This window comes from Streptomyces sp. NPDC055239, from assembly GCF_053606205.1.
The window spans coordinates 98,341-120,571 of the sequence record NZ_JBSGRD010000004.1 but is presented as its reverse complement, the minus strand read 5'-3'; the positions used below and the strand labels follow the sequence as shown (position 1 = coordinate 120,571).

Below are 22,231 nucleotides of genomic sequence, written 5' to 3'. Positions count from 1 at the left end.
GCAGCTGTGAGCAGGGAGAACGGGGCGGGTGACGCCGAAGGGCCCGGGAGCGGAGCGCCTGAGCAGCTTGCGCTGATTCGGGACAGTGTCCGCAAGGCCAAGGTGCCCCGGGCCAAACCGCGTACGTGGCGGGGAGCCGCGTTGGCGAAGAGTCTGCCGGTGGCTCGGGTGCTGGTCGACAAGGGGGTGCTGCATCTTGATCGGTACTTCGACTATGCGGTGCCCGAGGAGTTGGACGAGCAGGCGCAGCCCGGGGTGCGGGTTCGGGTGCGGTTCGGGGCCGGGGCCCGGAATGTGCGGGGTGGGCGGCGTGAGGGTGGGGGGTTGATCGACGGGTTCCTCGTGGAGAGGGTCGCCGAGTCGGATTACTCCGGGCCTCTGGCCGCTCTGGCGCAGGTCGTTTCGCCCGAGCCCGTGCTCGAGGGGGAGTTGCTCGGGCTTGCTCGGGCTGTGGCCGATCGGTACGCGGGCAGCCTCGCCGATGTGCTGCAGCTGGCCGTTCCGCCCCGGCATGCGCGGGCTGAGGCGCGGGCGGCTGCGGAGGTTCCGGCTCCTCCGGCCGCGCCTGAAGTGGGGTCCTGGCGGCGGTACGGGCATGGGGCGGAGTTCCTCGGGGCGCTTGCCTCGGGGGGTGCGCCTCGGGCTGTGTGGACCGCGCTTCCCGGGCCGGAGTGGGCCGAGGAGATCGCCAGGGCCGTGCAGGCGACTCTTGCCTCGGGGCGGGGTGCCCTGGTTGTGGTGCCTGCCGGGCGGCCCGCCGCGAGGGTCGATGCGGCGCTGACCCAGCTGATGGGGGCGGGACAGCACGCTCTGCTCACCGCTGATGTGGGGCAGGAGCGGCGGTATCGGGAGTGGCTCTCCGTGCGGCGCGGCGCGGTGCGGGCCGTGGTGGGCACCCGGGCCGCCATGTTCGCCCCCGTACGGAATCTTGGGCTTGTCGCCGTGTGGGACGACGGCGATGCCAGTCACAGTGACGACAACGCGCCCTTTCCGCATGTCCGTGAGGTGCTTGAGCTGCGGGCCTCGCGGGACAAGTGCGGTTTCTTGTTGGGGAGTTGGAGTTGCACGGTGGAGGCCGCGCAGCTTGTGGAGAGCGGATGGGCGGCGCCCCTTGTCGCCGATCGTGAGCAGGTGCGGGGGGCGGCGCCGCTCGTGCGGACCGTGGGGGACGGAGACCTCGCCCGGGACGAGGCAGCCAGGGCCGCGCGGCTTCCGACCCTTGCCTGGAACGTGGTGCGGGAGGGACTGAAGCACGGGCCCGTCCTCGTGCAGGTGCCTCGGCGGGGTTACGTGCCCCGGCTCGCGTGCGACAGGTGCCGGGAGCCCGCGCGGTGCCGGCGCTGTGCGGGGCCTTTGGAGGCGCGGGACGGCGGTGGGCTGTGGTGCGGCTGGTGCGGGGTCGAGGAAGGCGCCTGGCACTGCGGGGAGTGCGGGGGGTTTCGGCTGCGGGCGCAGGTGGTGGGGGCGCGGCGTACCGCCGAGGAGTTGGGGCGGGCGTTTCCCGCGGTGCCGGTGCGGACCTCGGGGCGCGAGCAGGTGCTCGACACCGTGCCGGGGACGCCCGCGCTGGTGGTGAGTACGCCGGGGGCGGAGCCTGTCGCCGAGGGCGGGTACGCCGCCGCCCTGCTGCTCGACGGGTGGGCCATGCTGGGGCGGCCCGATCTGCGGGCCGGGGAGGAGGCGTTGCGGCGGTGGATCGGCGCGGCCTCGCTGGTGCGGCCGCAGGGCGTCGGCGGGACCGTGGTGGTCGTCGCCGAGCCGACTCTGCGGCCCGTGCAGGCGCTTGTGCGGTGGGATCCCGTGGGGCATGCGGTGCGCGAGCTTTCCGAGCGGGCCGAGCTCGGGTTTCCGCCCGTGTCGCGGATGGCCTCGGTGGCGGGTACGTCGGAGACGCTCTCTGGGTTTCTCGCCGGGGCCGAACTTCCGGGGGACGCGGTGGTGTTGGGGCCCGTTCCCGTGCCGGACGCGGGGCCCGGGCCCGCGCGGCGGGCCGGTTCCGCGCCGGTCGGGGAGCAGTGGGAGCGGGTGCTGATTCGAGTGCCGCCGGGGAGCGGGGCCGCGCTTGCCGCTTCGCTGAAGGTGGCGCAGGCCGCGCGGATGGCCCGGGGGGCCGTTGAGCCCGTTCGGATTCGGGTGGATCCCCTGGACATTGGATAGGCCTTGTCGTCCCGGCGGTGGGCACAACGTGGTCGGCTTCAGCTGCGGGTTGGGTGGCGTAGGCCCGTAACGGCGACGGCTGCCTGCGCCGAGTGGGGGACCCGGTGGAGGCAGCCGTCGCCGGTCGTGTGGTCAGCCGTTGCGTGGGCCCGGGAACGCGTTGGGGCGGGGGTCCTCGCGGAGGGCGGGGCTGCCTGCCGTGGGCTGGGTCGGCATCGCGCGGGCCGCGGGGACCGAGGGGAGCGGGGCGCCGACAGGGACGGGGGGCCGGGCGGTCGTGGGAGAGGGCACCACCTCCGTGGCGCGCTCCGCGTCCGCCGCCGCCTGGGTCGTGGCCCTGCGGGCGCCGTAACGGCGGTGCACCGCCTGCTTGGTGACCCCGAGGGCCGAGCCCACCGCGTCCCACGAGAAGCCCAGCGAGCGGTCGAAGTCCACCGCGGCGGTCACCAGCGTCTCGACGCTGTCCCGCAGTTCCTGGGCGAGGCGGACGGTCGGGGCGGGGGCGCGCCCGTACACGACGAAGCCCGCTGAGGGGCTGGAGCGGCGCGGGCGGTAGACGTTGCCGAGCTGGGCGGTGAGCGTACGCAATGCGTCCACCTGCCGGCGGACCCGCTCGATGTCCCGAACCAGGAGATGCAGGCTGGCCCGTGCCTGGGCGTCGTGGGTTGCGTGGTCGGCCATGAACAAGCCTCTCGAACCGGCGTTGAAAAGGATCGGGCCGCGTCAGCGGCCCGTTGTGGTCAACTCTTTCTTGACCAACGCGCTAGTTCGTGTGGGGTCACGGTGCAGGGGCGTATGCGCATATGCACGGGGCGCGTGTACGCGCGTACGCCCCCAGGTGAGCGGCACCGGTGAGGAGCGGTCCAGCACCGGGCGGCCCCGCGGGGAGCGGCCCGGCGGAGCGGCTCATAGACTGGTGCGCTGCCCGCACGTTTCCGTCCGAGAGGCCGACAGCCACCGATGAAGCTCGTCTTCGCAGGCACCCCCGAGGTCGCCGTCCCCGCCCTGGACGCCCTGATCGCCTCCGACCGGCACGAGGTGGCCGCCGTCGTCACCCGGCCCGACGCCCCCGCGGGCCGTGGCCGCAGGCTCATCGCGAGCCCCGTCGCCCAGCGCGCGGAGGAAGCCGGCATCGAGGTCCTCAAGCCCGCGAAGCCGCGCGACGAGGAGTTCCTGGCGCGGCTGCGCGAGATCGCGCCCGACTGCTGCCCGGTCGTCGCCTACGGCGCGCTGCTGCCCAAGGTCGCCCTGGACGTCCCGGCCCGCGGCTGGGTCAACCTGCACTTCTCGCTGCTGCCCGCCTGGCGCGGTGCCGCGCCCGTCCAGCACGCCGTGATGGCGGGGGACGAGATCACGGGTGCCTCCACCTTCCTGATCGAGCAGGGGCTCGACTCCGGGCCGGTGTACGGCACCGTCACCGAGGTCGTCCGACCCACCGACACCAGCGGTGACCTGCTCACCCGCCTCGCCTTCGCGGGCTCCGGACTCCTCGCCGCCACCATGGACGGCATCGAGGACGGCTCCCTGAAGGCCGTGGCGCAGCCCGCCGACGGCATCACCCTCGCCCCGAAGATCACCGTCGAGGACGCCCAGGTGGACTGGGCCGCCCCGGCCCTCCGCGTCGACCGCGTCGTGCGCGGCTGCACCCCCGCGCCCGGAGCCTGGTCCGTGTTCCGCGGGGAGCGGCTGAAGATCATCCAGGCCGCTCTCGTCGCCGACCGCACCGACCTCGCGCCCGGTGCGCTCGCCGCGGCCAAGAACAATGTGTACGTGGGCACCGGCTCGCACGCCATTGAGCTGCTCTGGGTCCAGCCCCAGGGCAAGAAGCCGATGCGCGGCGCCGACTGGGCGCGCGGGGTGCGGATCGCCCCGGACGAGCGCCTCGGCGCCACCGACGTACCCACCGACGTACGCTGAATCAGTTCGACCCATCCAATAGCGGAGCACCTTTGAACGACCAGCCCGGCCGGCGTCCCCAGAACCAGGGCAAGCCCGGCAAGCCGCACCGCCGTCCCCAGAAGGACCCCGTCCGTTTCCTCGCCTTCGAGGCGCTGCGGGCCGTGGACGAGCGCGACGCGTACGCGAACCTCGTCCTGCCGCCGCTCCTGCGCAAGGCCCGTGACAAGGGCGATTTCGACGCGCGTGACGCTGCCCTCGCCACCGAGCTCGTCTACGGGACGCTGCGCAGGCAGGGAACGTACGACGCGATCGTGGCCGCCTGCATCGACCGGCCGCTGCGCGAGGTCGACCCGCCGGTCCTCGACGTCCTGAACATGGGCGTGCACCAGTTGCTCGGGACGCGCATCCCGACGCACGCCGCCGTCTCCGCCTCCGTGGAACTGGCGCGCGTGGTGCTCGGTGACGGGCGGGCCAAGTTCGTCAACGCGGTCCTGCGCAAGGTCGCCGCCGACGATCTCGAAGGCTGGGTGGAGAAGGTAGCGCCGCCCTACGACGAGGACGCCGAGGACCACCTCGCCGTCGTCCACTCGCACCCCCGCTGGGTCGTCTCCGCGCTCTGGGACGCGCTCGGCGGCGGCCGTGCGGGCATCGAGGATCTTCTGGAAGCCGACAACGAGCGGCCCGAGGTGACTCTCGTGGCACGCCCGGGCCGTACCACCGCCGATGAACTCCTCGACGCGGTCGGCGAGGAGAACGCGCTGCCGGGGCGCTGGTCGCCGTACGCCGTGCGGCTCAGCGAAGGCGGCGAGCCCGGATCGATCGGCGCCGTGCGCGAGGGCCGTGCCGGGGTCCAGGACGAGGGCAGTCAGCTCGTCGCGATCGCACTCGCGAACGCCCCGGTCGAGGGGCGCGACGAGAGGTGGCTCGACGGATGCGCGGGCCCCGGCGGCAAGGCCGCCATGCTCGCCGGTCTGGCCGCCCAGCGCGGCGCGGCCCTGCTCGCCGCCGAGAAGCAGCCGCACCGGGCCCGTCTCGTGGCGCAGGCCCTGCGCGGCAACCCTGGCCCGTACGAGGTCATCGCCGCCGACGGCACCCGGCCGCCCTGGCAGCCAGGCACCTTCGACCGCGTCCTGATGGACGTGCCCTGTACGGGGCTCGGTGCCCTGCGCCGCCGCCCCGAGGCCCGCTGGCGCCGCCGCCCGGAGGACCTGGAGAGCTTCGCGCCGCTCCAACGGGCTCTGCTGCGTACCGCGTTGGAGTCCGTGCGCGTCGGGGGCGCCGTCGGTTACGCCACCTGCTCACCGCATCTCGCGGAGACGCGGGCCGTCGTCGACGACGTGCTCAAGCAGCACGAGGGCGCCGCCGAACTGATCGACGCGCGCCCGCTGCTGCCCGGCGTCCCGGCCCTGGGCGACGGGCCCGACCTCCAGCTGTGGCCGCACCTGCACGGCACGGACGCGATGTACCTAGCGCTGATCCGGCGCACTGCCTGAGTTCGCGGCACCGCCCGAGTTCGGACCGCCTGAGTTCGGGCTGTGCGAGTTCGGGCTGCCCGAGGTCGCCGTCGGAGTACGGACGACCGCCGGGTCCTTGCTCAAGGCGTTCGGCCACCACACCTTCGGCCCCACGTCCAGGAACAACGCCGTGACAAGGACGGACCGTACGACGAAGGTGTCGAGCAGGACGCCGATCGCGACCGCGAAGCCGATCTCGGCGAATGCCACCATCGGGAGCGTGCCGAGCGCGGCGAACGTGCCCGCGAGGACAAGGCCCGCCGACGTGATGACCGCGCCGGTCGCGGCGAGGCCGGTCAGGACGCCCGCACGGGTGCCCTGTCGGCCCGCCTCCTCACGGATGCGGGTCGACAGGAAGATGTTGTAGTCGATGCCGAGCGCCACCAGGAACACGAAGACGAAGAGCGGGAAGTCCGTGGACTCGCCCGCGTAGTCGAAGACGTGGCGGAAGACGAGCGCACTGATCCCGAGCGCGGCGGCGAAGGAGAGGACGACCGTCGCGATCAGGAGCAGCGGCGCGACCAGGGCGCGCAGCAGCAGGGCGAGGATCAGCAGGACGACCGCGAGGACGAGCGGGATCACCAGCTTGTTGTCGTGGGTCGTGGCGCGGTCCATGTCGAGGATGGCCGCCGTGTTGCCGCCCACCTGCGCGTCCGCGTCGGGCACCGCGTGCACCGCGTCGCGCACCCGCTCCACGGTCCGCTTGGCCGCCCCGCTGTCGGAGGCGTCGGTCGTCGTCGCCTCGAACAGGACCCTGCCCTCGTACTCCGGTTTCGTCCCCGGCGGTACGACGATGCTCGACGGGACCACCCCGCTCGTCCTGGCGACCACGGCGCGGACCTCGTCGCCCTGATCGGCGTTGGCCACGATCACCAGCGGGTCACCGCTGCCCGCGTCGAAGTACTCGGCCTGCACCTCCTGGCCCACGATCGAGTCGGGCTTGTCCGTGAACGAGTCCGCGTTGCTGATCCCCTCGGCCCGCAGCTGCGTCAGGCCGAGCGCCAGGGCGCCGAGCGCCAGGGCCGTGATGGTCCAGGTCAGGCGGGGACGGCGGGCGATGCGGCCGCCCGTGCGGGCCCACACGCCGCGCTCGGTGGGCTCGGCCGAGCCGTTGTGCGGGATCAGCGGCCAGAACAGCCACCGGCCGCAGACCACCAGGAGAGCGGGGAACAGCGACAGCATCGCGATCAGGGCGACCGCGACACCGATGGCGGCGACGGGGCCGAGGCCCCGCGTCGAGTTCATTTCGGCGGCGAGCAGCATCAGCATGCTGACGACGACCGTGGCGCCCGACGCGATGACCGCGGGGCCCGCCCGGTGCAGGGCCAACTGCATCGCTTCGTGCCGGTCGTCGTGGCGGCGCAGTTCTTCGCGGTAGCGGGCGACAAGGAGCAGGGCATAGTCCGTCCCCGCCCCGAAGACGAGGACCGTCAGGATGCCCGCGCTCTGGCCGTTGACCGTCAGGCCCGCGTGCTCCGCGAGCAGGTAGATCAGGGCCTGTGCGGTGAAGAGAGAGACGATCACCGAGATCAGCGGGACGATCAGGAGTACCGGACTGCGGTAGGTGATCAGGAGGATCACGACGACGACGCCGCCCGCCGCGAGGAGCAGCGTCGAGTCGAGGCCGTCGAACGCCTCGGAGAAGTCCGCGGACGTACCGCCCGGCCCGGTGACGTGCACCTCGAGGCCGTCGGCGTTCTCGCCGGTCGTGCCCACACGCTCTCGTATGGAGTCGACGGCGGGCGCGATCCGCTCCCAGCCCTTCGTGCCCATGGTGATGGGCACGAAGACCTGCGCCGCCCTGGCCTTGTCGGCGCCCACGATCTTCTTCGTGTCGAAGAGGGGGCCGCGCGTCTCCGCGCCGCGGATGCCGTGGGCGCGCAGTTCCTCGAGCTGGCGGACATCCTTGGCGATCTGCACCCGGTCCTTGACGGTGAGCCCGCTCTCGCGGGCGTACACGACGATCGCGGGGATCTGTTCGGGCCGGAACTCGTCGGACATCTTGAGGACCTGCGTGGACTCCGCGGAACCGGGCAGCCAGGACGACGCCTGGTTGTCCTGGGCGTCGTTGAGCTTCTGGGCGAGCGGTGCGGCGGCGACGATCACCACCAGCCAGAAGAGCACCACGAGCCACTTGGTGCGCCGCCCGCACACCAGCCGGGCCACGCCACGCCCCGCCTGGCGCTGTCCGTCCGACCGTTCGTCTGGCATGGCTACCCCCGCTGCCCCACGTGGTGCCGGTGGACCGCCCAGCATGGCACGCGGTCCATGGTCAGAGGAGTCCGTGGGTTCACGCTTCGGACCGCGGAGGGCAACCGGCGCCGGGCATGGCAGTCTTGGGGCATGGCCGTGCAGATCAACCCCAGCATCCTGTCCGCGGATTTCGCCCGTCTTGCCGAGGAGGCAACAGCGGTCGAAGGTGCCGACTGGCTCCATGTCGACGTCATGGACAACCACTTCGTCCCGAACCTCACCCTGGGGGTACCGGTCGTAGAGTCCCTGGCGCGGGCGACGGACACGCCGCTGGACTGCCATCTGATGATCGAGGACGTCGATCGCTGGGCTCCGCAGTACGTCGAAGCGGGCGCCGGATCGGTCACCTTCCACGCGGAGGCCGCCGCCGCACCCGTCCGCCTGGCCCGCGAGATCCGCGCCAAGGGTGCCCGCGCCTCCATGGCCCTGAAGCCCGCGACGCCCATCGAGCCGTACGAGGATCTTCTTCCCGAGCTCGACATGCTGTTGATCATGACGGTCGAGCCGGGCTTCGGAGGGCAGTCGTTCCTCGACATCATGCTGCCGAAGATTCGCCGCACCCGTGAGCTGATCAGCAAGCACGGCCTCGAACTCTGGCTCCAGGTCGACGGCGGGGTCTCCGCCGCGACCATCGAGCGCTGCGCCGAGGCGGGCGCCGACGTCTTCGTGGCGGGCTCCGCCGTGTACGGCGCTGAAGACCCGGCGGCTGCGGTACGTGCACTGCGCACCCAAGCGGCGGAGGCGACGGCCGCCGCGGCATGGGCATGCGGCCACTGAGCCACAAGAACATGAACGCGGTCCTCCGGGGCTGATCAAGTACGTCGGATCTGCAAGGATGAACGGCGAACCCAAGTTGTGCTGCGGCAATGCGCGTGAAGCCGTTGCAATGTGCGCGAAGCCGCATCAATGGGTGTGGAAGCCGCACCAGTGGGTGTGAATGCGTATGCGTGTGAATGCGTTAACAACAGTTGCTTGAATTGAACAGTCTTGAAATGACAGTGAGGAGATCGTCGTGTCGACGGGCGGCCGGTCAGCCATGCGGATGGGACCCGCGGAGCTGGTGCAGGCGGCGGCCATGGCCCGCCGCTTCTATCTCGAGGGCAAGTCCAAGATCCAGATCGCCGAGGAGTTCGGCGTAAGCCGCTTCAAGGTGGCCCGGGTTCTGGAGACGGCCCTCGAGCGTGATCTCGTACGGATCGAGATCCGTGTGCCCGCCGAGCTGGACGCGGAGCGCTCGGACGCGCTGCGTGCCCGCTACGGCCTGCGGCACGCGGTCGTCGTCGAGTCGCCCACCTCGGTTGACGAGATCGAGGAGTCGCCCGACCCCGAGAACCTCGGCGAGGTCGCGGCCGATCTGCTCGGCGAGCTGGTCAACGAGGGCGATGTCCTCGGTCTCGCGTGGGGGCGCTCGACCATCCACATGGCGGCGGCCCTCGACCAGCTGCCGCCGTGCACCGTGGTGCAGCTGACGGGTGTGTACGACGCCGGGACCGCCGAACGCGGTTCGGTCGAGGCCGTGCGGCGCGCCGCGCAGGTCTCCGGCGGCGAGGCCCACCCCATCTACGCGCCGATGCTGCTTCCCGACCCGGCCACGGCCGCCGCGCTGCGGAACCAGACCGGGATCGCGCGGGCGTTCGAGTACTTCGACAAGGTCACCGTCGCCGCCGTCTCCATCGGCTCCTGGGAGCCCGGCATCTCCACCGTCCACGACATGCTCAGCGACGAGGAGCGTGCGCACTACGCGTCGCTCGGCGTGGCCGCGGAGATGTCCGCGCACCTCTTCGACGCCGAGGGGCGCCGGGTCGGGCGCGATCTGGGGGAGCGGTGCATCACCGTCGAGGCGGATCGGCTGCGGCGGATTCCTGAGGTGGTCGCCATTGCCGGTGGGCAGCGGAAGGCCGCCGCGATCGACGCGGTGCTGCGGTCTGGGCTCGTCACCAGCTTGGTCACTGACACGGCTGCCGCTGATCAGCTCTTGGTTCGGGGGGCTACTCCGCATCCCGCGTTGGATCGGGAAGACCCGGACGGTAGCTGATTTTCTCTGTCTGCGGGCGCGTTGTGGCTGGTCGCGCAGTTCCCCGCGCCCCTGGCGGGGCCTCGTGGCAGCATCTGTCGCATGGTGACCCGGTCTGTCCCTCGCGCGCTGGCGGCGCTTCTTGTCTGCCTCGCCGTCCTCCTCACCGGGTGTTCCTCCGGCAGCGGCGGGGACGTGGAGCCGTCCGCGCCCGCCTGGGCCAGTGGCATGGCGACCGTCCCTGTCGACCGGCTGCCCGCAGAAGCCCGGCGGACGTTGCGGCTCGTCGATGACGGGGGCCCGTTCCCGTACGCCAAGGACGGTTCCGTCTTCGGCAACTTCGAGGGCGAGCTGCCGAAGCAGCGGCGCGGCCACTACCGCGAGTACACCGTGCGCACCCCCGGCGAACGTGACCGGGGCGCACGGCGGATCGTCACCGGAAGCGGCGGCGAGACCTACTACACCGACGACCACTACGCGTCCTTCAAGGCGGTACTGAGATGACGTCCGAACCGCTGGCGCCGGTCCTCGAGGCCGTCCGCGCCGCCGGCCTGAGCACCGTCTCGCTCGACCTGAGCGGGGTGAGCGACAAGGCGGCCTTCATGGACCGCTGCGCCCGTGCGCTCGAGCTCCCCGACTGGTTCGGGCGCAACTGGGACGCGCTCGCCGACTGCCTCACCGACCTGGGGTGGGCGCCCGCCGCACCCGGCCGTCTGCTCGTCGTCACCGGCTGGCAGGAGTACGCCGAAGCGGCGCCCCAGGAGTGGATCGTCGCCCAGGAGGTGTTCACCGACGCGGTGGCTTACGCGCGGGAACGCGGGGCGGGCCTGGAGATCGTCCTCGCGCTCGGCACCCGCGCCTGAGCGGACGGTGACCGTCGTGGCCAGGTCTTGGAGGATCCGACCAGGGCCTGTGTGGCGCCGCTGGGTGATCATCCCAGGCGGCGCATCGCCCCGGACATGGGACACTGAAGTACGTGCTTTTCCCTCGGCCTAACTGTCCGGGGGCCACCTCTTTTCGACTGGGATGAGCAGCACGTGCGTTTCCTCAATGACATCCAGCCTGCGTACGACCTGACGTACGACGACGTCTTCATGGTGCCGCGGCGCTCCGCCGTCGGATCGCGTCAGGGCGTGGACCTCTCCGCCCCCGACGGCACCGGCACCACGATCCCGCTGGTCGTCGCGAACATGACCGCGATCGCCGGGCGCCGGATGGCCGAGACCGTCGCCCGCCGCGGCGGCCTCGTCGTGATCCCGCAGGACATTCCGATCGAGGTCGTCACCGAGGTCATCTCCTGGGTCAAGACGCGCCACCACGTCCTGGACACCCCCATCGTCCTGGCCCCCACGCAGACCGTCGCCGACGCGATCGCCCTGCTCTCCAAGCGCGCGCACAACGCGGCCGTCGTCGTGGACGCCGACCAGAAGCCGGTCGGCGTCGTCACCGACACGGACCTGAACGGCGTCGACCGCTTCACCCAGATCTCCGAGGTGATGTCGAAGGACCTCGTGCTGCTCGACGCGGACATCGACCCGCGCGACGCCTTCAACAAGCTGGACGCCGCCAACCGCCGCTATGCCCCCGCCGTGGGCAAGGACGGCCGCCTCGCCGGCATCCTGACCCGTACGGGCGCCCTGCGCGCGACTCTCTACTCGCCCGCTCTCGACGCCAACGGCAAGCTGCGCATCGCCGCCGCCGTCGGCATCAACGGCGATGTCGCGACCAAGGCCAAGCAGCTGCTCGACGCGGGCGCCGACACGCTCGTCGTGGACACCGCGCACGGCCACCAGGAGTCGATGATCGCCGCGGTGAAGGCCGTGCGCGCGCTCGACCCGCAGGTGCCGATCGTCGCGGGCAACATCGTCGCCGCCGAGGGCGTACGTGACCTGATCGAGGCCGGTGCCGACATCATCAAGGTCGGCGTGGGCCCCGGCGCCATGTGCACCACGCGCATGATGACCGGCGTCGGCCGCCCGCAGTTCTCCGCGGTGCTCGAATGCGCCGCGGAGGCCGCGAAGTTCGGCAAGCACGTGTGGGCCGACGGCGGTGTCCGTCACCCCCGTGATGTCGCCATGGCGCTGGCCGCCGGTGCGTCGAACGTGATGATCGGTTCGTGGTTCGCCGGGACGTACGAGTCCCCGGGCGACCTGCAGCAGGACGCCAACGGCCGCCTCTACAAGGAGTCGTTCGGCATGGCGTCGGCGCGTGCGGTCAAGAACCGCACCAGCGAGGAGTCGGCTTACGACCGTGCCCGCAAGGCGCTGTTCGAGGAGGGCATCTCGACTTCGCGGATGTTCCTGGACCCGGAGCGGCCCGGCGTCGAGGACCTGATCGACTCGATCATCGCGGGCGTCCGTTCGTCCTGCACGTATGCCGGTGCCGGCTCGCTGGCGGAGTTCGCCGAGCGGGCGACCGTGGGTGTGCAGAGCGCTGCGGGCTACGCGGAGGGCAAGCCCCTTCACGCCAGCTGGAGCTAGCCGCTTCGCGGGGAGCTGTGCCATTCGTCCGCGGGTTCGCCGTGGCTGATCGCGCAGTTCCCCGCGCCCCTTCGGGGCGCTGACACCACCGCTTTTGCCAGCAGTTCGTGGCCCTCGTCTCCCGGATGTACGCCGTCGACCAGGTGCCCGGCGTGCAGCAACCCGGAGCCCGGGAGCAGGCCCGCCCCCGCGTCCACCGCCGCCCGTTCCACGGCGGATCGCAGGTCCCCGAGCGTGGCGCCCAGCGCGTTGGGTGTCGTCTCGGCGTCCGGGCGCACCACCGGGGAGACAACCAGGAGGGGAGCGTCCGGGTGGCCCCGGCGTAGCAGGTCCAGGAACGCCCGCGTCGTCTCGTACAGGAGCCCCGCCGAATGCGGCGTGCGCGACCAGCAGTTCGTGCCGAAGGCGACGGTGAGCAAGTCGGCTTCCAGTGAGGCGAGTTGCTCGGCGGATGCCAGTTCTCCGCGTGCCGCGCCCGCGTAGCCGAGGTTCACCGACTCCACGCCGAGAGCCCGTCCCGCAAGGGCGGGCCACGCCAGATGCGGACGCGAGACCGACCAGCCCTCCGTGATCGAGTCGCCGTAGACGAGCCAGCGCGGCCGACGGGCCGCAGGCGTCAGGGTGCCGTCGACCGGGCGTACTCCGTGCAGGGCGGGCCGGAGCGCTTCCGGCAGGTGGAGGGTGAACTCGCCTTCGGGATAAGGGAGATGGATCAGAGTTCGGCACTCGTCGCCGGGAGACGCGGGTGTGTCGATGGCGTCCTCGTCCGCGAGGAGCGTGAACACCGCTGGCGCGTTGCGATACGAGTCCGCCGCCGACGAGGGAGAGGCGGTGTACGCGATCTCCACCGCGCTCACTCCGCGCGCCGTGAATGCGAGGCGTACCCCGGCCGGGACACCCGCCCGCTCCCACGTGTCCCCGGGCAGCCGCTCCCGGTCGGCCGGGTCGGCGCGCACCACGCGGCCGTCCTCGGTCCACCAGGCCGCACCGCGCACGAACTCCCTCACCGGGCGCCCCCGATGGTCGGATACGGGAACTTCACGCCGACCCCGCCGTCCACCACGAGCGTCTGCCCGGTGACGTAGGAGGAGAGCGGCGAGGCGAAGAAGAGCAGGGCGGATGCGATGTCCGAGGTCTCGGCAACCCGGTCGAGCGGGGCGTTGCGGGCGTTCCGCGCACGGCCCTCCTCGCCGATCAGGCCCGCCACGCGCGGCGTCCAGACGACGCCGGGGGCCACCGCGTTCACCCGTACCCCGCGCGGGCCGTACTCCACCGCCGCCGAGCGGACCAGGGAGATCAGGCCCGCCTTGGCCGCGCCGTAGGCGGCGTGCAGGGGCGCCGCCGTCAGGCCCGAGACCGACGCCACGAAGACCAAGGGACCGCCGCCCGCGTCGGCGAGCGCATCGCCGCCGTACTGGACCGCGAGCCAGGCGTGCCGCAGGACGAGGGAGAAGTGCCAGTCCCAGGACGCGTCGTCGAGCTCGTCGAGCGGCGTGTAGCGGGCCATGCCGACGATGTCGACGACACCGCCGATCTCGCCCAACTCCCTTCGTGCGTGAGCGAAGAGCTCCCGCATCTCTTCGCGCCGCGTCACGTCGGCGACGTACGCGATGCCGCCCGTCTCGGCCGCGACCGCATCGGCGCGGCCCTTGTCGAGATCCACGCACAGGACCCGCGCGCCCGCCGCCGTGAGCGCGTGCGCGGTCTGGCGGCCGATGCCGTTGCCCGCGCCGAGCAGGACGAAGGCGCGGCCGTCCAGGCGGTGCAGGGTGGCGTAGTCCGGGACGGGGGAAGTGTCGAGAGGCTCGCTCACGGTGTCGCCCGCCGAAGGCTCGCTCAAGGCGCCGCCCGCCGGGGCCGGTACGACGCGAGCTCCGGGATGACTTCCTTGCCCAGGATCTCGATCGTGCGCAGGACCTCCTGGTGTTCCAGGTAGCCCCACTGGACGTAGCAGATGAGCTGGTCGATGCCGAGGTCGGCGTAGCGCTTGGCCTTACGCACGATGGTCTCCGCGTCGCCGATGAGGATCATGTCGCCGTCGTTGAACTCCTCGACGGGGACGCTCCCTTCGATGATCGGAGTGAGGAGCGGGAAGGTCCGCTCGCGCTCGGCGGGGGTCAGGTGCGGCAGTTCCCAGTCGAGCGTGAACTGGGCCAGGTTGCGGTACCACCAGGCCACCGAGTCCCAGACCCGCTGCGAAGGCCGGTCCGCCACGTGCACCAGCGTGTACGCGCTGACGCGGTCGGTGGTGACGTCCGTGATCGGGGCGGGCGTGCGCGCCGCCGCGCGGTAGGCGGCGACCTGGCGGGCCATCGCGTCGAGCGGCTGCATGATCGAGAAGGAGAGCAGGCCGAGCCCCGCCGCGCCCGCCACCTCCGCCGAACCGGGGGACGTGGCCGCCATCCAGCAGGGTGGGTGCGGGTCCTGGACCGGCTTGGGGGTGACCATCCGCCGGGGGAAGGTGAAGCGCTCGGACTCGTAGGCGAAGTACTCCTCGCGCCACATGCCCGTCACGATCTCGATCGCCTCGCGCCAGTCGGACCGCGACTGCTCGCGGTCGACGCCGAAGGCCGTCTGCTCCATGGGGGTTGACCGTCCCGTGCCCCATTCCACGCGCCCGTCCGAGAGCACGTCCACCGCCGCCACCTTCTCCGCGATCCGTTGCGGGGGAGTGAAGCCGAAGGGGGTGAGCGTGACGCCGAAGCCGAGGCGTATCCGCTCGGTGAGCGCCGCGAGATGCCCGAGCAGGACCTCGGGCGCGGGGCAGTGCGAGCGGCCCTCGCGGAAGTGGTGCTCCACGGCCCACACCGTGCGGAAGCCGACCCGGTCCGCGAGCCGGATCTGCTCCACGGCCTCGCGGTAGGCGCGCTGCTCGGCGGTGCGCTGGCCGAGCGGGTGGGGTCCGTTCCAGGGCTTCGGTACGTCGATCTCGTACAGCACATCGAGGTCCATGGCCTGCTGCCTCCCTCTCGACCGTCCTGCGGTGCGCGATCGGCTCGACCGGGGTGCACGATGAGGCAGATCTGACGAAGTGTCAACCACTTCCCCGGCGCCTCGGCACGCAACGGACGAATCGGACCGCGCAACGAAGACCCGCGGGGAGGGGAAGTACGCAACGATCGTGCGGGGCCGCGCAAGGTTGCTCCATTACGTATGTGAAGCTCGCCTCATAGAGTCATCCGCTGTACGTGGTGTGGCGGGGCCCGCCTGCTCGGCGGTCCCCGACCATGCGTGGGAGCTGCCGTGGGTCCCGCCGCCCTGACAGGCAGCGATGAAGGAGCCACGCGTGCTCGACCAAGGCGCACCCCCGCAGGACCGCCCGAACCCCTCGGGGGCCAGGGGGTTCGGCGGCCGCTTGATGCGGCGCAAGCCGGTGGAACTCCTGGTCGCGGAGGGCGGCCAGGGTGAAGGCGGCTCGCTGCGGCGCTCCCTCGGCATGTGGCAGCTGACGATGATCAGCATCGGCGCCACGCTCGGCACCGGCATCTTCGTCGTCCTGGGCGAGAGCGTCCCCAAGGCCGGGCCCGCCGTGACCCTGTCCTTCGTGCTCGCCGGGCTCACCGCCCTCTTCTCTGCGCTCTCCTACGCCGAGCTGGCGGGCTCCATTCCGGTCGCGGGGTCCTCGTACTCGTACGCGTACGCAACGATGGGCGAACTCGTCGCCTGGGTCTGCGGCTGGTGCCTGGTCCTGGAGTACGGCGTCTCGGTCGCCGCCGTCGCCGTCGGCTGGGGCGAGTACCTCAACGAACTGCTCGACGGCACCATCGGCGTCACCATCCCGGACGTGCTCTCCTCGGCACCCGGCGAGGGCGGCATCATCAACCTGCCCGGCCTGATCGTCGTCCTGCTCGCCATGGTGTTCCTGCTCGGCGGAGCCAAGGAGTCGGCGCGGGCCAACACGATCATGGTCATCGTGAAGATCGCCGCGCTCGCGCTCTTCTGCACCATCGGTTTCATGGGGTTCAAGTCCGGCAACTACTCCGACTTCATGCCGCTCGGCACGGCCGGCGTCAGCGCCGCCGCCGCGAGCCTCTTCTTCTCCTACATCGGCTTCGACGCAGCCTCCACCGCCGGTGAGGAAGCGAAGAACCCGCAGCGCGACCTGCCCCGCGCGATCATGCTGTCGCTGATCATCGTCACGGCGCTCTACGTCCTGGTCGCGGCTGTCGCCGTCGGCGCCTGGAACTGGAAGGACTTCGAGGGCTCCGAGGCCACGCTCGCCGCGATCATGAACGACGTCAGCGGCCAGAGCTTCTGGGGCACGCTGCTCGCCGCGGGCGCGGTCATCTCCATCGCGTCCGTCGTCCTGACCGTCCTCTACGGCCAGACCCGCGTCCTGTTCGCCATGTCCCGCGACGGCCTGGTCCCCAAGGTGTTCGGCAAGGTCAGCAGGAAGACGGGCACGCCCCGCGTGAACACGGTCATCGTGTCGCTCTTCTGCGCCGCGCTCGCCTCCGTCATCCCGCTCGGCAAGCTCGTCGACGCCACCAGCATCGGCACGCTCTTCGCCTTCGGCCTTGTCAACATCGCGGTGATCGTGCTGCGCCGGACCAAACCCGACATGCCGCGCACCTTCCGGGTGCCGCTCGGCTGGCTCTTCCCCGTGCTCGGCTTCGGCTTCTGCGCGTACAACATGTTCAGCCTCGACTCGATCACCTGGATCGTCTTCGGTGTCTGGATGGCCGTCGGCCTCGTGTTCTACTTCCTTTACGGCATGAGCCGCTCCCGATTGGCCTCCGCAGAGAAGTGATCCACCCCCAGTGCGACTGAACGATCTCGACGAACGCATCGTGCACGCCCTCGCCGAGGACGCCCGCCGTTCCTACGCCGACATCGGCCAGCTGGTCGGGCTCTCCGCGCCCGCCGTCAAGCGGCGCGTGGACCGGCTCCGGGAGACGGGCGCCATCACGGGATTCACCGTGCGGGTCGACCCGGCCGCGCTCGGCTGGGAGACCGAGGGGTTCATCGAGATCTACTGCCGTCGCAACACCTCGCCGGAGGCGATTCGGCGGGGTCTGGAGAGGTATCCGGAGATCGCGTCCGCGTCCACCGTCACCGGTGACGCGGACGCCGTCGTCCAGGTCTTCGCCGCCGACATGCGGCACTTCGAGCGCGTACTGGAGCGGATCGCGGGCGAGCACTTCGTGGAGCGGACGAAGTCCGTGCTCGTGCTTTCACCCTTGATGCGCCGATTCTCTTCGGGAGCGCCCGCCTAGTGCCTGCGGCCCTTCGGGGCGCTGCTTCATCGGCAGTACGCGCAGGTCGCCGCTGCCCGGCTTCGTCTTGTCGAACGGAGCCGTACTCACGCACTCGGGCGCACCCTGCGCCGGGCGGTGAACAACGATACGACCCCGGTCCCAGGCCGCCACGCAACGAATCGCCGCTCAGGGCCTCACACGCGCAACGGATCGAGCGGCGGCCCGCAACGCTCGCGCCTTGTCGGGCCGGGGCCGCCGACCGTACCGTCTAAATGATCCCCACCAGCCCCTCAGTCCCTTCGCATGCCCCGAGGTCCCGCCATGCCCCCGCTGCGCACAGCCCTGCTCCAGAGCTCGGGCCGCCCCGGCTCCGTCGCCGCCAATCTGAAGGCGCTCGACGAGTCCGCCGCCCGTGCCGCCGACGCGGGCGCGGGCCTCCTGGTGGCGCCCGAGCTGTACCTCACCGGGTACGCCATCGGCGACGACGTGCCGCGCCTCGCCGAGGCCGCCGACGGAGCTTCGGCCGCCGCGATCGCCGAGAGTGCCGTACGCCACGGCGTCGCGATCGCCTACGGCTACCCGGAGCGGGACGGCGAGCAGGTCTTCAACTCCGTCCAGCTGATCGGCCCCGACGGCGGGCGCCTGGCCAACTACCGCAAGACCCACCTCTTCGGCTGCTTCGAGCGCGAGTCCTTCACCCCCGGCGAACAGGCCGTCGTCCAGGCCGAGCTGGGCGGGCTGCGGATCGGCCTGATGATCTGCTACGACGTGGAGTTCCCGGAGAACGTCCGCGCGCACGCCCTGGCGGGCACCGACCTGCTGCTCGTGCCCACGGCCCAGATGCACCCCTTCCAGTTCGTCGCCGAGTCCGTCGTTCCGGTGCGGGCCTTCGAGAACCAGATGTACGTCGCCTACGTCAACCGGGTCGGCAAGGAAGGGGAGTTCGAGTTCGTCGGACTCTCCACGCTCGCCGGACCCGACGGCGTCGCGCGCACCCGCGCCGGACGGGAAGAGCAGATGGTGTTCGCCGACGCGGACCCGGCCTTCCTCGCCGCGTCGCGCGAGGCCAACCCCTATCTGGACGACCGCCGCCCGGGTCTGTACTCGTCCCTGACCTGAGCCTCCCGCTCCCGAGCTTCCCCTTCTTCTGTTCTGCCGTTCCCGCAAGGAGTCCGTACCTCATGACGTCCACGGTGCCCACCGCCGTCCAGCACACCGACGCGCAGCCGCCGATCACCATGTTCGGTCCGGACTTCCCGTACGCGTACGACGACTTCCTCGCCCACCCGGCGGGCCTCGGCCAGATACCCGCGACCGAGCACGGCACGGAGGTCGCGGTCATCGGCGGTGGCCTGTCCGGCATCGTGGCGGCGTACGAACTGATGAAGATGGGCCTCAAACCCGTCGTCTACGAGGCGGACCAGATCGGCGGGCGCCTTCGCACGGTCGGCTTCGACGGGTGTGACGGCGACCTGACCGCCGAGATGGGCGCGATGCGCTTCCCGCCGTCCTCGACGGCGCTGCAGCACTACATCGACCTGGTGGGCCTCAAGACCCAGCCGTTCCCCAACCCCCTCGCGGAATCGACCCCCTCGACGGTCGTCGACCTCAAGGGCGAGTCCCACTACGCGACGTCCGTCGACGACCTTCCCCAGGTCTACCGCGACGTGATGAACGCCTGGAACTCCTGCCTGGAGGAGGGCGCCGACTTCTCCGACATGAACCGCGCCCTGCGCGAGCGCGACGTACCGAAGATCCGCGAGATCTGGTCCAAGCTCGTCGAGAAGCTCGACAACCAGACCTTCTACGGCTTCCTCTGCGAGTCCGAGTCCTTCAAGTCCTTCCGGCACCGCGAGATCTTCGGTCAGGTCGGCTTCGGCACGGGCGGCTGGGACACCGACTTCCCGAACTCCATCCTGGAGATCCTGCGCGTCGTCTACACCGAGGCCGACGACCACCACCGCGGCATCGTCGGCGGCAGCCAGCAGCTGCCGCTGCGCATGTGGGACCGCGAGCCGCAGAAGATCGTGCACTGGGGGCTCGGCACGTCCCTGAGCTCGCTGCACGAGGGCGGTGTGCCGAAGCCCGCCGTGACGCGTCTCGACCGCACCGCGGGCAACCGCGTCACCGTCACCGACGCGTCGGGCGACATCCGCACCTACCAGGCGGCGATCTTCACCGCCCAGTCCTGGATGCTGCTCTCCAAGATCGCGTGCGACGACACGCTCTTCCCCATCGACCACTGGACGGCGATGGAGCGGACCCACTACATGGAGTCCTCCAAGCTCTTCGTGCCGGTCGACCGGCCGTTCTGGTTGGACAAGGACGAGGAGACGGGACGTGACGTCATGTCGATGACGCTCACCGACCGGATGACGCGCGGTACCTACCTGCTCGACGACGGGCCGGACAAGCCCGCCGTCATCTGCCTCTCCTACACGTGGTGCGACGACAGCCTCAAGTGGCTGCCGCTTTCGGCGAACGAGCGCATGGAGGTCATGCTCAAGTCGCTCGGCGAGATCTATCCCAAGGTCGACATCCGCAAGCACATCATCGGCAACCCGGTGACCGTGTCCTGGGAGAACGAGCCCTACTTCATGGGCGCCTTCAAGGCGAACCTGCCCGGTCACTACCGCTACCAGCGGCGCCTGTTCACGCACTTCATGCAGGGCTCGTTGCCCGAGGACAAGCGGGGGATCTTCCTCGCCGGTGACGACATCTCCTGGACCGCGGGCTGGGCCGAGGGCGCTGTGCAGACCGCGCTGAACGCGGTGTGGGGCGTGATGCACCACTTCGGCGGTGCGACCGACGCCACCAACCCCGGGCCCGGCGACCTGTACGACGAGATCGCACCCGTCGAGCTGCCGGAGGACTGACGGGCAGCGTCGTTTCGCCTGGGGCGCGTGGGAATCTGCCGGGCCGTCGTGGCTGGTCGCGCAGTTCCCCGCGCCCCTTCAGAGCGCTTTATACCCCGGCCGCCCGTGCCGCCTCGTACACCTCCGCCGCCAGATCCTTCAGCTCCTCCGCGTCCCGCGTGCTGCCCTGGAGTTCGATGAGGATCTCCTCCACCGCGCCCACCGAGGCGTGGGCCTGGAGGTCCTCGACGATCTGCGCGACGTTGCCCTGGAAGGGGGAGCGCTTCTCGCCCTCGTAGGCCTTCGCCGTGTACCGGGCGTTGGCCCGCAGGACGCTCTGAACCGGTTCGGTGCGTCCCCGCTCGGCGGCCAGTTCCTTCAGCGCCTGGGCCTGCTCGGTCAGCGCCTTGGCGCCCATGCCCACCGGCATCCAGCCGTCGGCGCGGTCGACGAGCCTGCGCTGGGAGCGCGGGCTGTTGGCGGGCAGCAGGATCGGGATGGGACGGGCGGGCTTCGGGCCGACCACGGAGGGCGCGATCGTGGTCAGCTCCCCTTCGTACGACACCGGGTCCGGGCCCCAGACCGCGTGGCAGACGTCGATCAGCTCGTCCAGGACCTTGCCGCGCTTGTTGAAGGGGGCCACCGCCGCGGCCGCGTACTCATCGTGCGACCAGCCGGTGCCGAGGCCCGCGACGACGCGACCGCCGCTCGCCGCGTCCAACGTGGCAAGCGAGCGCGCCAGTTGGAACGGCACGTGCAGCGGGGCGACCAGGACGCTCGTGCCCAGGCGCGCCCGTTCCGTGGCCGCGGCCGCCAGCGTCAGCGTGATCAGCGGGTCGGGCACCGAGCGGTACGTGTCCGGCCAGGGCAGGCCGTCGATGCCGTACAGACCCTGCGTCGCGGGCTCGGGGAACAGGACACGCTCGTAGACCCACAGGCTCTCGTACCCGATCTCCTCGGCCGCGCGGGCCACCGCCGGGACGTCACGGCCGATGCTGTACTGCCGGCCCTGCGGGAGGCTGAGTCCGAGTCGTGTGGGCATGCTGGTGCTCCTTCACATCCGGGATCGCTTCCGTCAACGTACAGCGACAGGAAGGGAGTTATCCGGCGACCCTCGCGAAGCGGCCGGATCAGTCCGGTAGGGGCGTGAGGAGCATCCGGCCGACCAGGCCGACCGCTCCATCCAGGCGGTCGCGGAACGTCTCGGCGACGGAGGGCAGGTCGTGCAGGGCCCGCATCGCGAGCGCTGTCGCCCAGGCGCTGTCCCTGGCCCGCTCCAGACTCCAGGAGCCGAGGAGATGGGTGAGCGGATCGGCGACCTGGAAGAGGTCGGGGCCCGGCATGAGGTCTTCGCGGATGCGCTCCTCAAGGGAGACGAGGATGTCGCCGACGCGGTCGAACTCGTCCTCCAGGTCCGCCGGTTCGCAGCCCAGGGCCAGGCAGGTGTCCACGACGGCCAGCGGAAGATCGTGCCCGATGTGCGCGTTGATGCCCGCGAGCGCGAACTGCAGGGGACGTACGCCGGGATGGCGCCGGAGTTCGAACAGCGGCCGCCAGCAGGCGGGCGGCCTGCGGTCGGCGGACACCGTGTCGACCGCCGTCAGATAGCGCTCGGCGAACAGGACGTCCAGCGTGATCGCGGCCCCGGCGTCCGGGAAGCCGCCGCTGTCGACCTGCCGGGCGACCTCTTCGGTGACCGAGAGATAGACCCGGTTGAAGACCCCGACCCCATCGCCCGAAGGGAACCCGTCGCCCAGCGCGCGCATCCGCGTCACCACGCCGTCAACCCCGTGCGCCGGGCCTGTGAACTCCGCGAACCGCTCCAACTGCGCCATGCTGGCAGGTTCCCAGCCCCGGGCCG

19 protein-coding genes are annotated in these 22,231 nt (G+C 71.2%); 12 read left to right on the top strand and 7 right to left on the bottom strand.

Translation table 11 applies throughout. The features are described 5' to 3' along the window. Positions 1-6 precede the first annotated feature (6 nt). Positions 7-2,157, top strand: coding sequence for a primosomal protein N' (locus ACWFRJ_RS15940; RefSeq protein WP_453530002.1), 2,151 nt, complete (start codon positions 7-9; stop codon positions 2,155-2,157). Between the two features lie 132 nt (positions 2,158-2,289). Here the strand turns inward: ACWFRJ_RS15940 and ACWFRJ_RS15935 are convergent, their stop codons facing one another. Next, positions 2,290-2,838, bottom strand: coding sequence for a hypothetical protein (locus tag ACWFRJ_RS15935; RefSeq protein WP_453529999.1), 549 nt, complete (start codon positions 2,836-2,838; stop codon positions 2,290-2,292). Positions 2,839-3,117: 279 nt separating this feature from the next. On the opposite strand from ACWFRJ_RS15935, the gene fmt reads away from it, so the two are divergent. Both fmt and ACWFRJ_RS15925 read left to right on the top strand, forming a co-directional pair. Further along, positions 3,118-4,074: a methionyl-tRNA formyltransferase gene (fmt, locus tag ACWFRJ_RS15930; protein WP_453529996.1), complete on the top strand. Its 957-nt coding sequence runs from the start codon at positions 3,118-3,120 to the stop codon at positions 4,072-4,074. Between the two features lie 32 nt (positions 4,075-4,106). Further along, positions 4,107-5,549 (top strand): RsmB/NOP family class I SAM-dependent RNA methyltransferase, encoded by a 1,443-nt coding sequence (locus tag ACWFRJ_RS15925; protein ID WP_453529993.1) that lies wholly within the window; start codon positions 4,107-4,109, stop codon positions 5,547-5,549. On the opposite strand, the gene ACWFRJ_RS15920 is transcribed toward ACWFRJ_RS15925, so the two are convergent. Continuing rightward, on the bottom strand, positions 5,523-7,781 hold the full coding sequence (locus ACWFRJ_RS15920; protein WP_453529990.1) for an MMPL family transporter: 2,259 nt from the start codon (positions 7,779-7,781) through the stop codon (positions 5,523-5,525). The two genes, ACWFRJ_RS15925 and ACWFRJ_RS15920, sit on opposite strands and share 27 nt — an antisense overlap. 132 nt (positions 7,782-7,913) lie before the next feature. Between ACWFRJ_RS15920 and rpe the strand changes: the two genes are divergently transcribed. The 5 genes from rpe (at position 7,914) to ACWFRJ_RS15895 (ending at position 12,317) form a co-directional block, all read left to right on the top strand. Further along, complete coding sequence (gene rpe, locus ACWFRJ_RS15915; protein ID WP_453529987.1) at positions 7,914-8,600, top strand: ribulose-phosphate 3-epimerase; 687 nt, start codon at positions 7,914-7,916, stop codon at positions 8,598-8,600. 259 nt (positions 8,601-8,859) lie between these two features. Next, entirely contained in the window at positions 8,860-9,858 is a 999-nt protein-coding gene (locus ACWFRJ_RS15910) for a sugar-binding transcriptional regulator (protein ID WP_453531141.1), read from the top strand. 81 nt (positions 9,859-9,939) lie between these two features. Continuing rightward, complete coding sequence (locus ACWFRJ_RS15905) at positions 9,940-10,341, top strand: ribonuclease domain-containing protein (RefSeq protein ID WP_453529984.1); 402 nt, start codon at positions 9,940-9,942, stop codon at positions 10,339-10,341. Continuing rightward, entirely contained in the window at positions 10,338-10,700 is a 363-nt protein-coding gene (locus tag ACWFRJ_RS15900) for a barstar family protein (protein ID WP_453529981.1), read from the top strand. The genes ACWFRJ_RS15905 and ACWFRJ_RS15900 overlap by 4 nt, the downstream gene beginning before the upstream one ends. A 174-nt stretch (positions 10,701-10,874) precedes the next feature. After that, positions 10,875-12,317, top strand: coding sequence for a GuaB1 family IMP dehydrogenase-related protein (locus tag ACWFRJ_RS15895; protein WP_453529979.1), 1,443 nt, complete (start codon positions 10,875-10,877; stop codon positions 12,315-12,317). On the opposite strand, the gene ACWFRJ_RS15890 is transcribed toward ACWFRJ_RS15895, so the two are convergent. Genes ACWFRJ_RS15890 through ACWFRJ_RS15880 form a run of 3 tightly spaced genes read right to left on the bottom strand, consistent with a single transcriptional unit; the run spans position 12,314 to position 15,269 of the window. Then, positions 12,314-13,324: a GDSL-type esterase/lipase family protein gene (locus ACWFRJ_RS15890; protein WP_453529976.1), complete on the bottom strand. Its 1,011-nt coding sequence runs from the start codon at positions 13,322-13,324 to the stop codon at positions 12,314-12,316. The two genes, ACWFRJ_RS15895 and ACWFRJ_RS15890, sit on opposite strands and share 4 nt — an antisense overlap. Beyond that, positions 13,321-14,130: an SDR family NAD(P)-dependent oxidoreductase gene (locus ACWFRJ_RS15885; RefSeq protein WP_453529973.1), complete on the bottom strand. Its 810-nt coding sequence runs from the start codon at positions 14,128-14,130 to the stop codon at positions 13,321-13,323. The genes ACWFRJ_RS15890 and ACWFRJ_RS15885 overlap by 4 nt, the downstream gene beginning before the upstream one ends. 23 nt (positions 14,131-14,153) lie before the next feature. Next, positions 14,154-15,269: an LLM class flavin-dependent oxidoreductase gene (locus tag ACWFRJ_RS15880; RefSeq protein ID WP_453529970.1), complete on the bottom strand. Its 1,116-nt coding sequence runs from the start codon at positions 15,267-15,269 to the stop codon at positions 14,154-14,156. 334 nt (positions 15,270-15,603) lie between these two features. Here ACWFRJ_RS15880 and ACWFRJ_RS15875 point away from each other — a divergent pair, with 334 nt between their 5' ends. The 4 genes from ACWFRJ_RS15875 to ACWFRJ_RS15860 all read left to right on the top strand — a co-directional run bounded on the left by ACWFRJ_RS15875 (position 15,604) and on the right by ACWFRJ_RS15860 (position 20,391). Beyond that, positions 15,604-17,067, top strand: coding sequence for an amino acid permease (locus ACWFRJ_RS15875; RefSeq protein WP_453529967.1), 1,464 nt, complete (start codon positions 15,604-15,606; stop codon positions 17,065-17,067). Between the two features lie 10 nt (positions 17,068-17,077). Continuing rightward, positions 17,078-17,533, top strand: coding sequence for an Lrp/AsnC family transcriptional regulator (locus ACWFRJ_RS15870; protein ID WP_351168714.1), 456 nt, complete (start codon positions 17,078-17,080; stop codon positions 17,531-17,533). A 312-nt stretch (positions 17,534-17,845) separates the two neighbouring features. Continuing rightward, on the top strand, positions 17,846-18,634 hold the full coding sequence (locus ACWFRJ_RS15865) for a carbon-nitrogen hydrolase family protein (RefSeq protein ID WP_453531138.1): 789 nt from the start codon (positions 17,846-17,848) through the stop codon (positions 18,632-18,634). 62 nt (positions 18,635-18,696) lie between these two features. Next, the gene (locus ACWFRJ_RS15860; RefSeq protein ID WP_453529964.1) at positions 18,697-20,391 is read left to right on the top strand and encodes a flavin monoamine oxidase family protein; all 1,695 of its coding nucleotides are present in this window, start codon (positions 18,697-18,699) and stop codon (positions 20,389-20,391) included. Positions 20,392-20,479: 88 nt separating this feature from the next. On the opposite strand, the gene ACWFRJ_RS15855 is transcribed toward ACWFRJ_RS15860, so the two are convergent. After that, positions 20,480-21,412 (bottom strand): LLM class F420-dependent oxidoreductase, encoded by a 933-nt coding sequence (locus ACWFRJ_RS15855; RefSeq protein ID WP_453529961.1) that lies wholly within the window; start codon positions 21,410-21,412, stop codon positions 20,480-20,482. Between the two features lie 88 nt (positions 21,413-21,500). Continuing rightward, entirely contained in the window at positions 21,501-22,205 is a 705-nt protein-coding gene (locus ACWFRJ_RS15850; protein WP_453529958.1) for a DUF5995 family protein, read from the bottom strand. Positions 22,206-22,231 lie beyond the last annotated feature (26 nt).

Bases quoted from the DNA above. Each gene is read 5' to 3' on its own strand.
- ACWFRJ_RS15935 (WP_453529999.1), bottom strand. From the start codon at position 2,838: ATGGCCGACCACGCAACCCACGACGCCCAGGCACGGGCCAGCCTGCAT.
- fmt (WP_453529996.1), top strand. From the start codon at position 3,118: ATGAAGCTCGTCTTCGCAGGCACCCCCGAGGTCGCCGTCCCCGCCCTG.
- ACWFRJ_RS15920 (WP_453529990.1), bottom strand. From the start codon at position 7,781: ATGCCAGACGAACGGTCGGACGGACAGCGCCAGGCGGGGCGTGGCGTG.
- rpe (WP_453529987.1), top strand. From the start codon at position 7,914: ATGGCCGTGCAGATCAACCCCAGCATCCTGTCCGCGGATTTCGCCCGT.
- ACWFRJ_RS15910 (WP_453531141.1), top strand. From the start codon at position 8,860: ATGCGGATGGGACCCGCGGAGCTGGTGCAGGCGGCGGCCATGGCCCGC.
- ACWFRJ_RS15905 (WP_453529984.1), top strand. From the start codon at position 9,940: ATGGTGACCCGGTCTGTCCCTCGCGCGCTGGCGGCGCTTCTTGTCTGC.
- ACWFRJ_RS15900 (WP_453529981.1), top strand. From the start codon at position 10,338: ATGACGTCCGAACCGCTGGCGCCGGTCCTCGAGGCCGTCCGCGCCGCC.
- ACWFRJ_RS15880 (WP_453529970.1), bottom strand. From the start codon at position 15,269: ATGGACCTCGATGTGCTGTACGAGATCGACGTACCGAAGCCCTGGAAC.
- ACWFRJ_RS15860 (WP_453529964.1), top strand. From the start codon at position 18,697: ATGACGTCCACGGTGCCCACCGCCGTCCAGCACACCGACGCGCAGCCG.
- ACWFRJ_RS15855 (WP_453529961.1), bottom strand. From the start codon at position 21,412: ATGCCCACACGACTCGGACTCAGCCTCCCGCAGGGCCGGCAGTACAGC.
- ACWFRJ_RS15850 (WP_453529958.1), bottom strand. From the start codon at position 22,205: ATGGCGCAGTTGGAGCGGTTCGCGGAGTTCACAGGCCCGGCGCACGGG.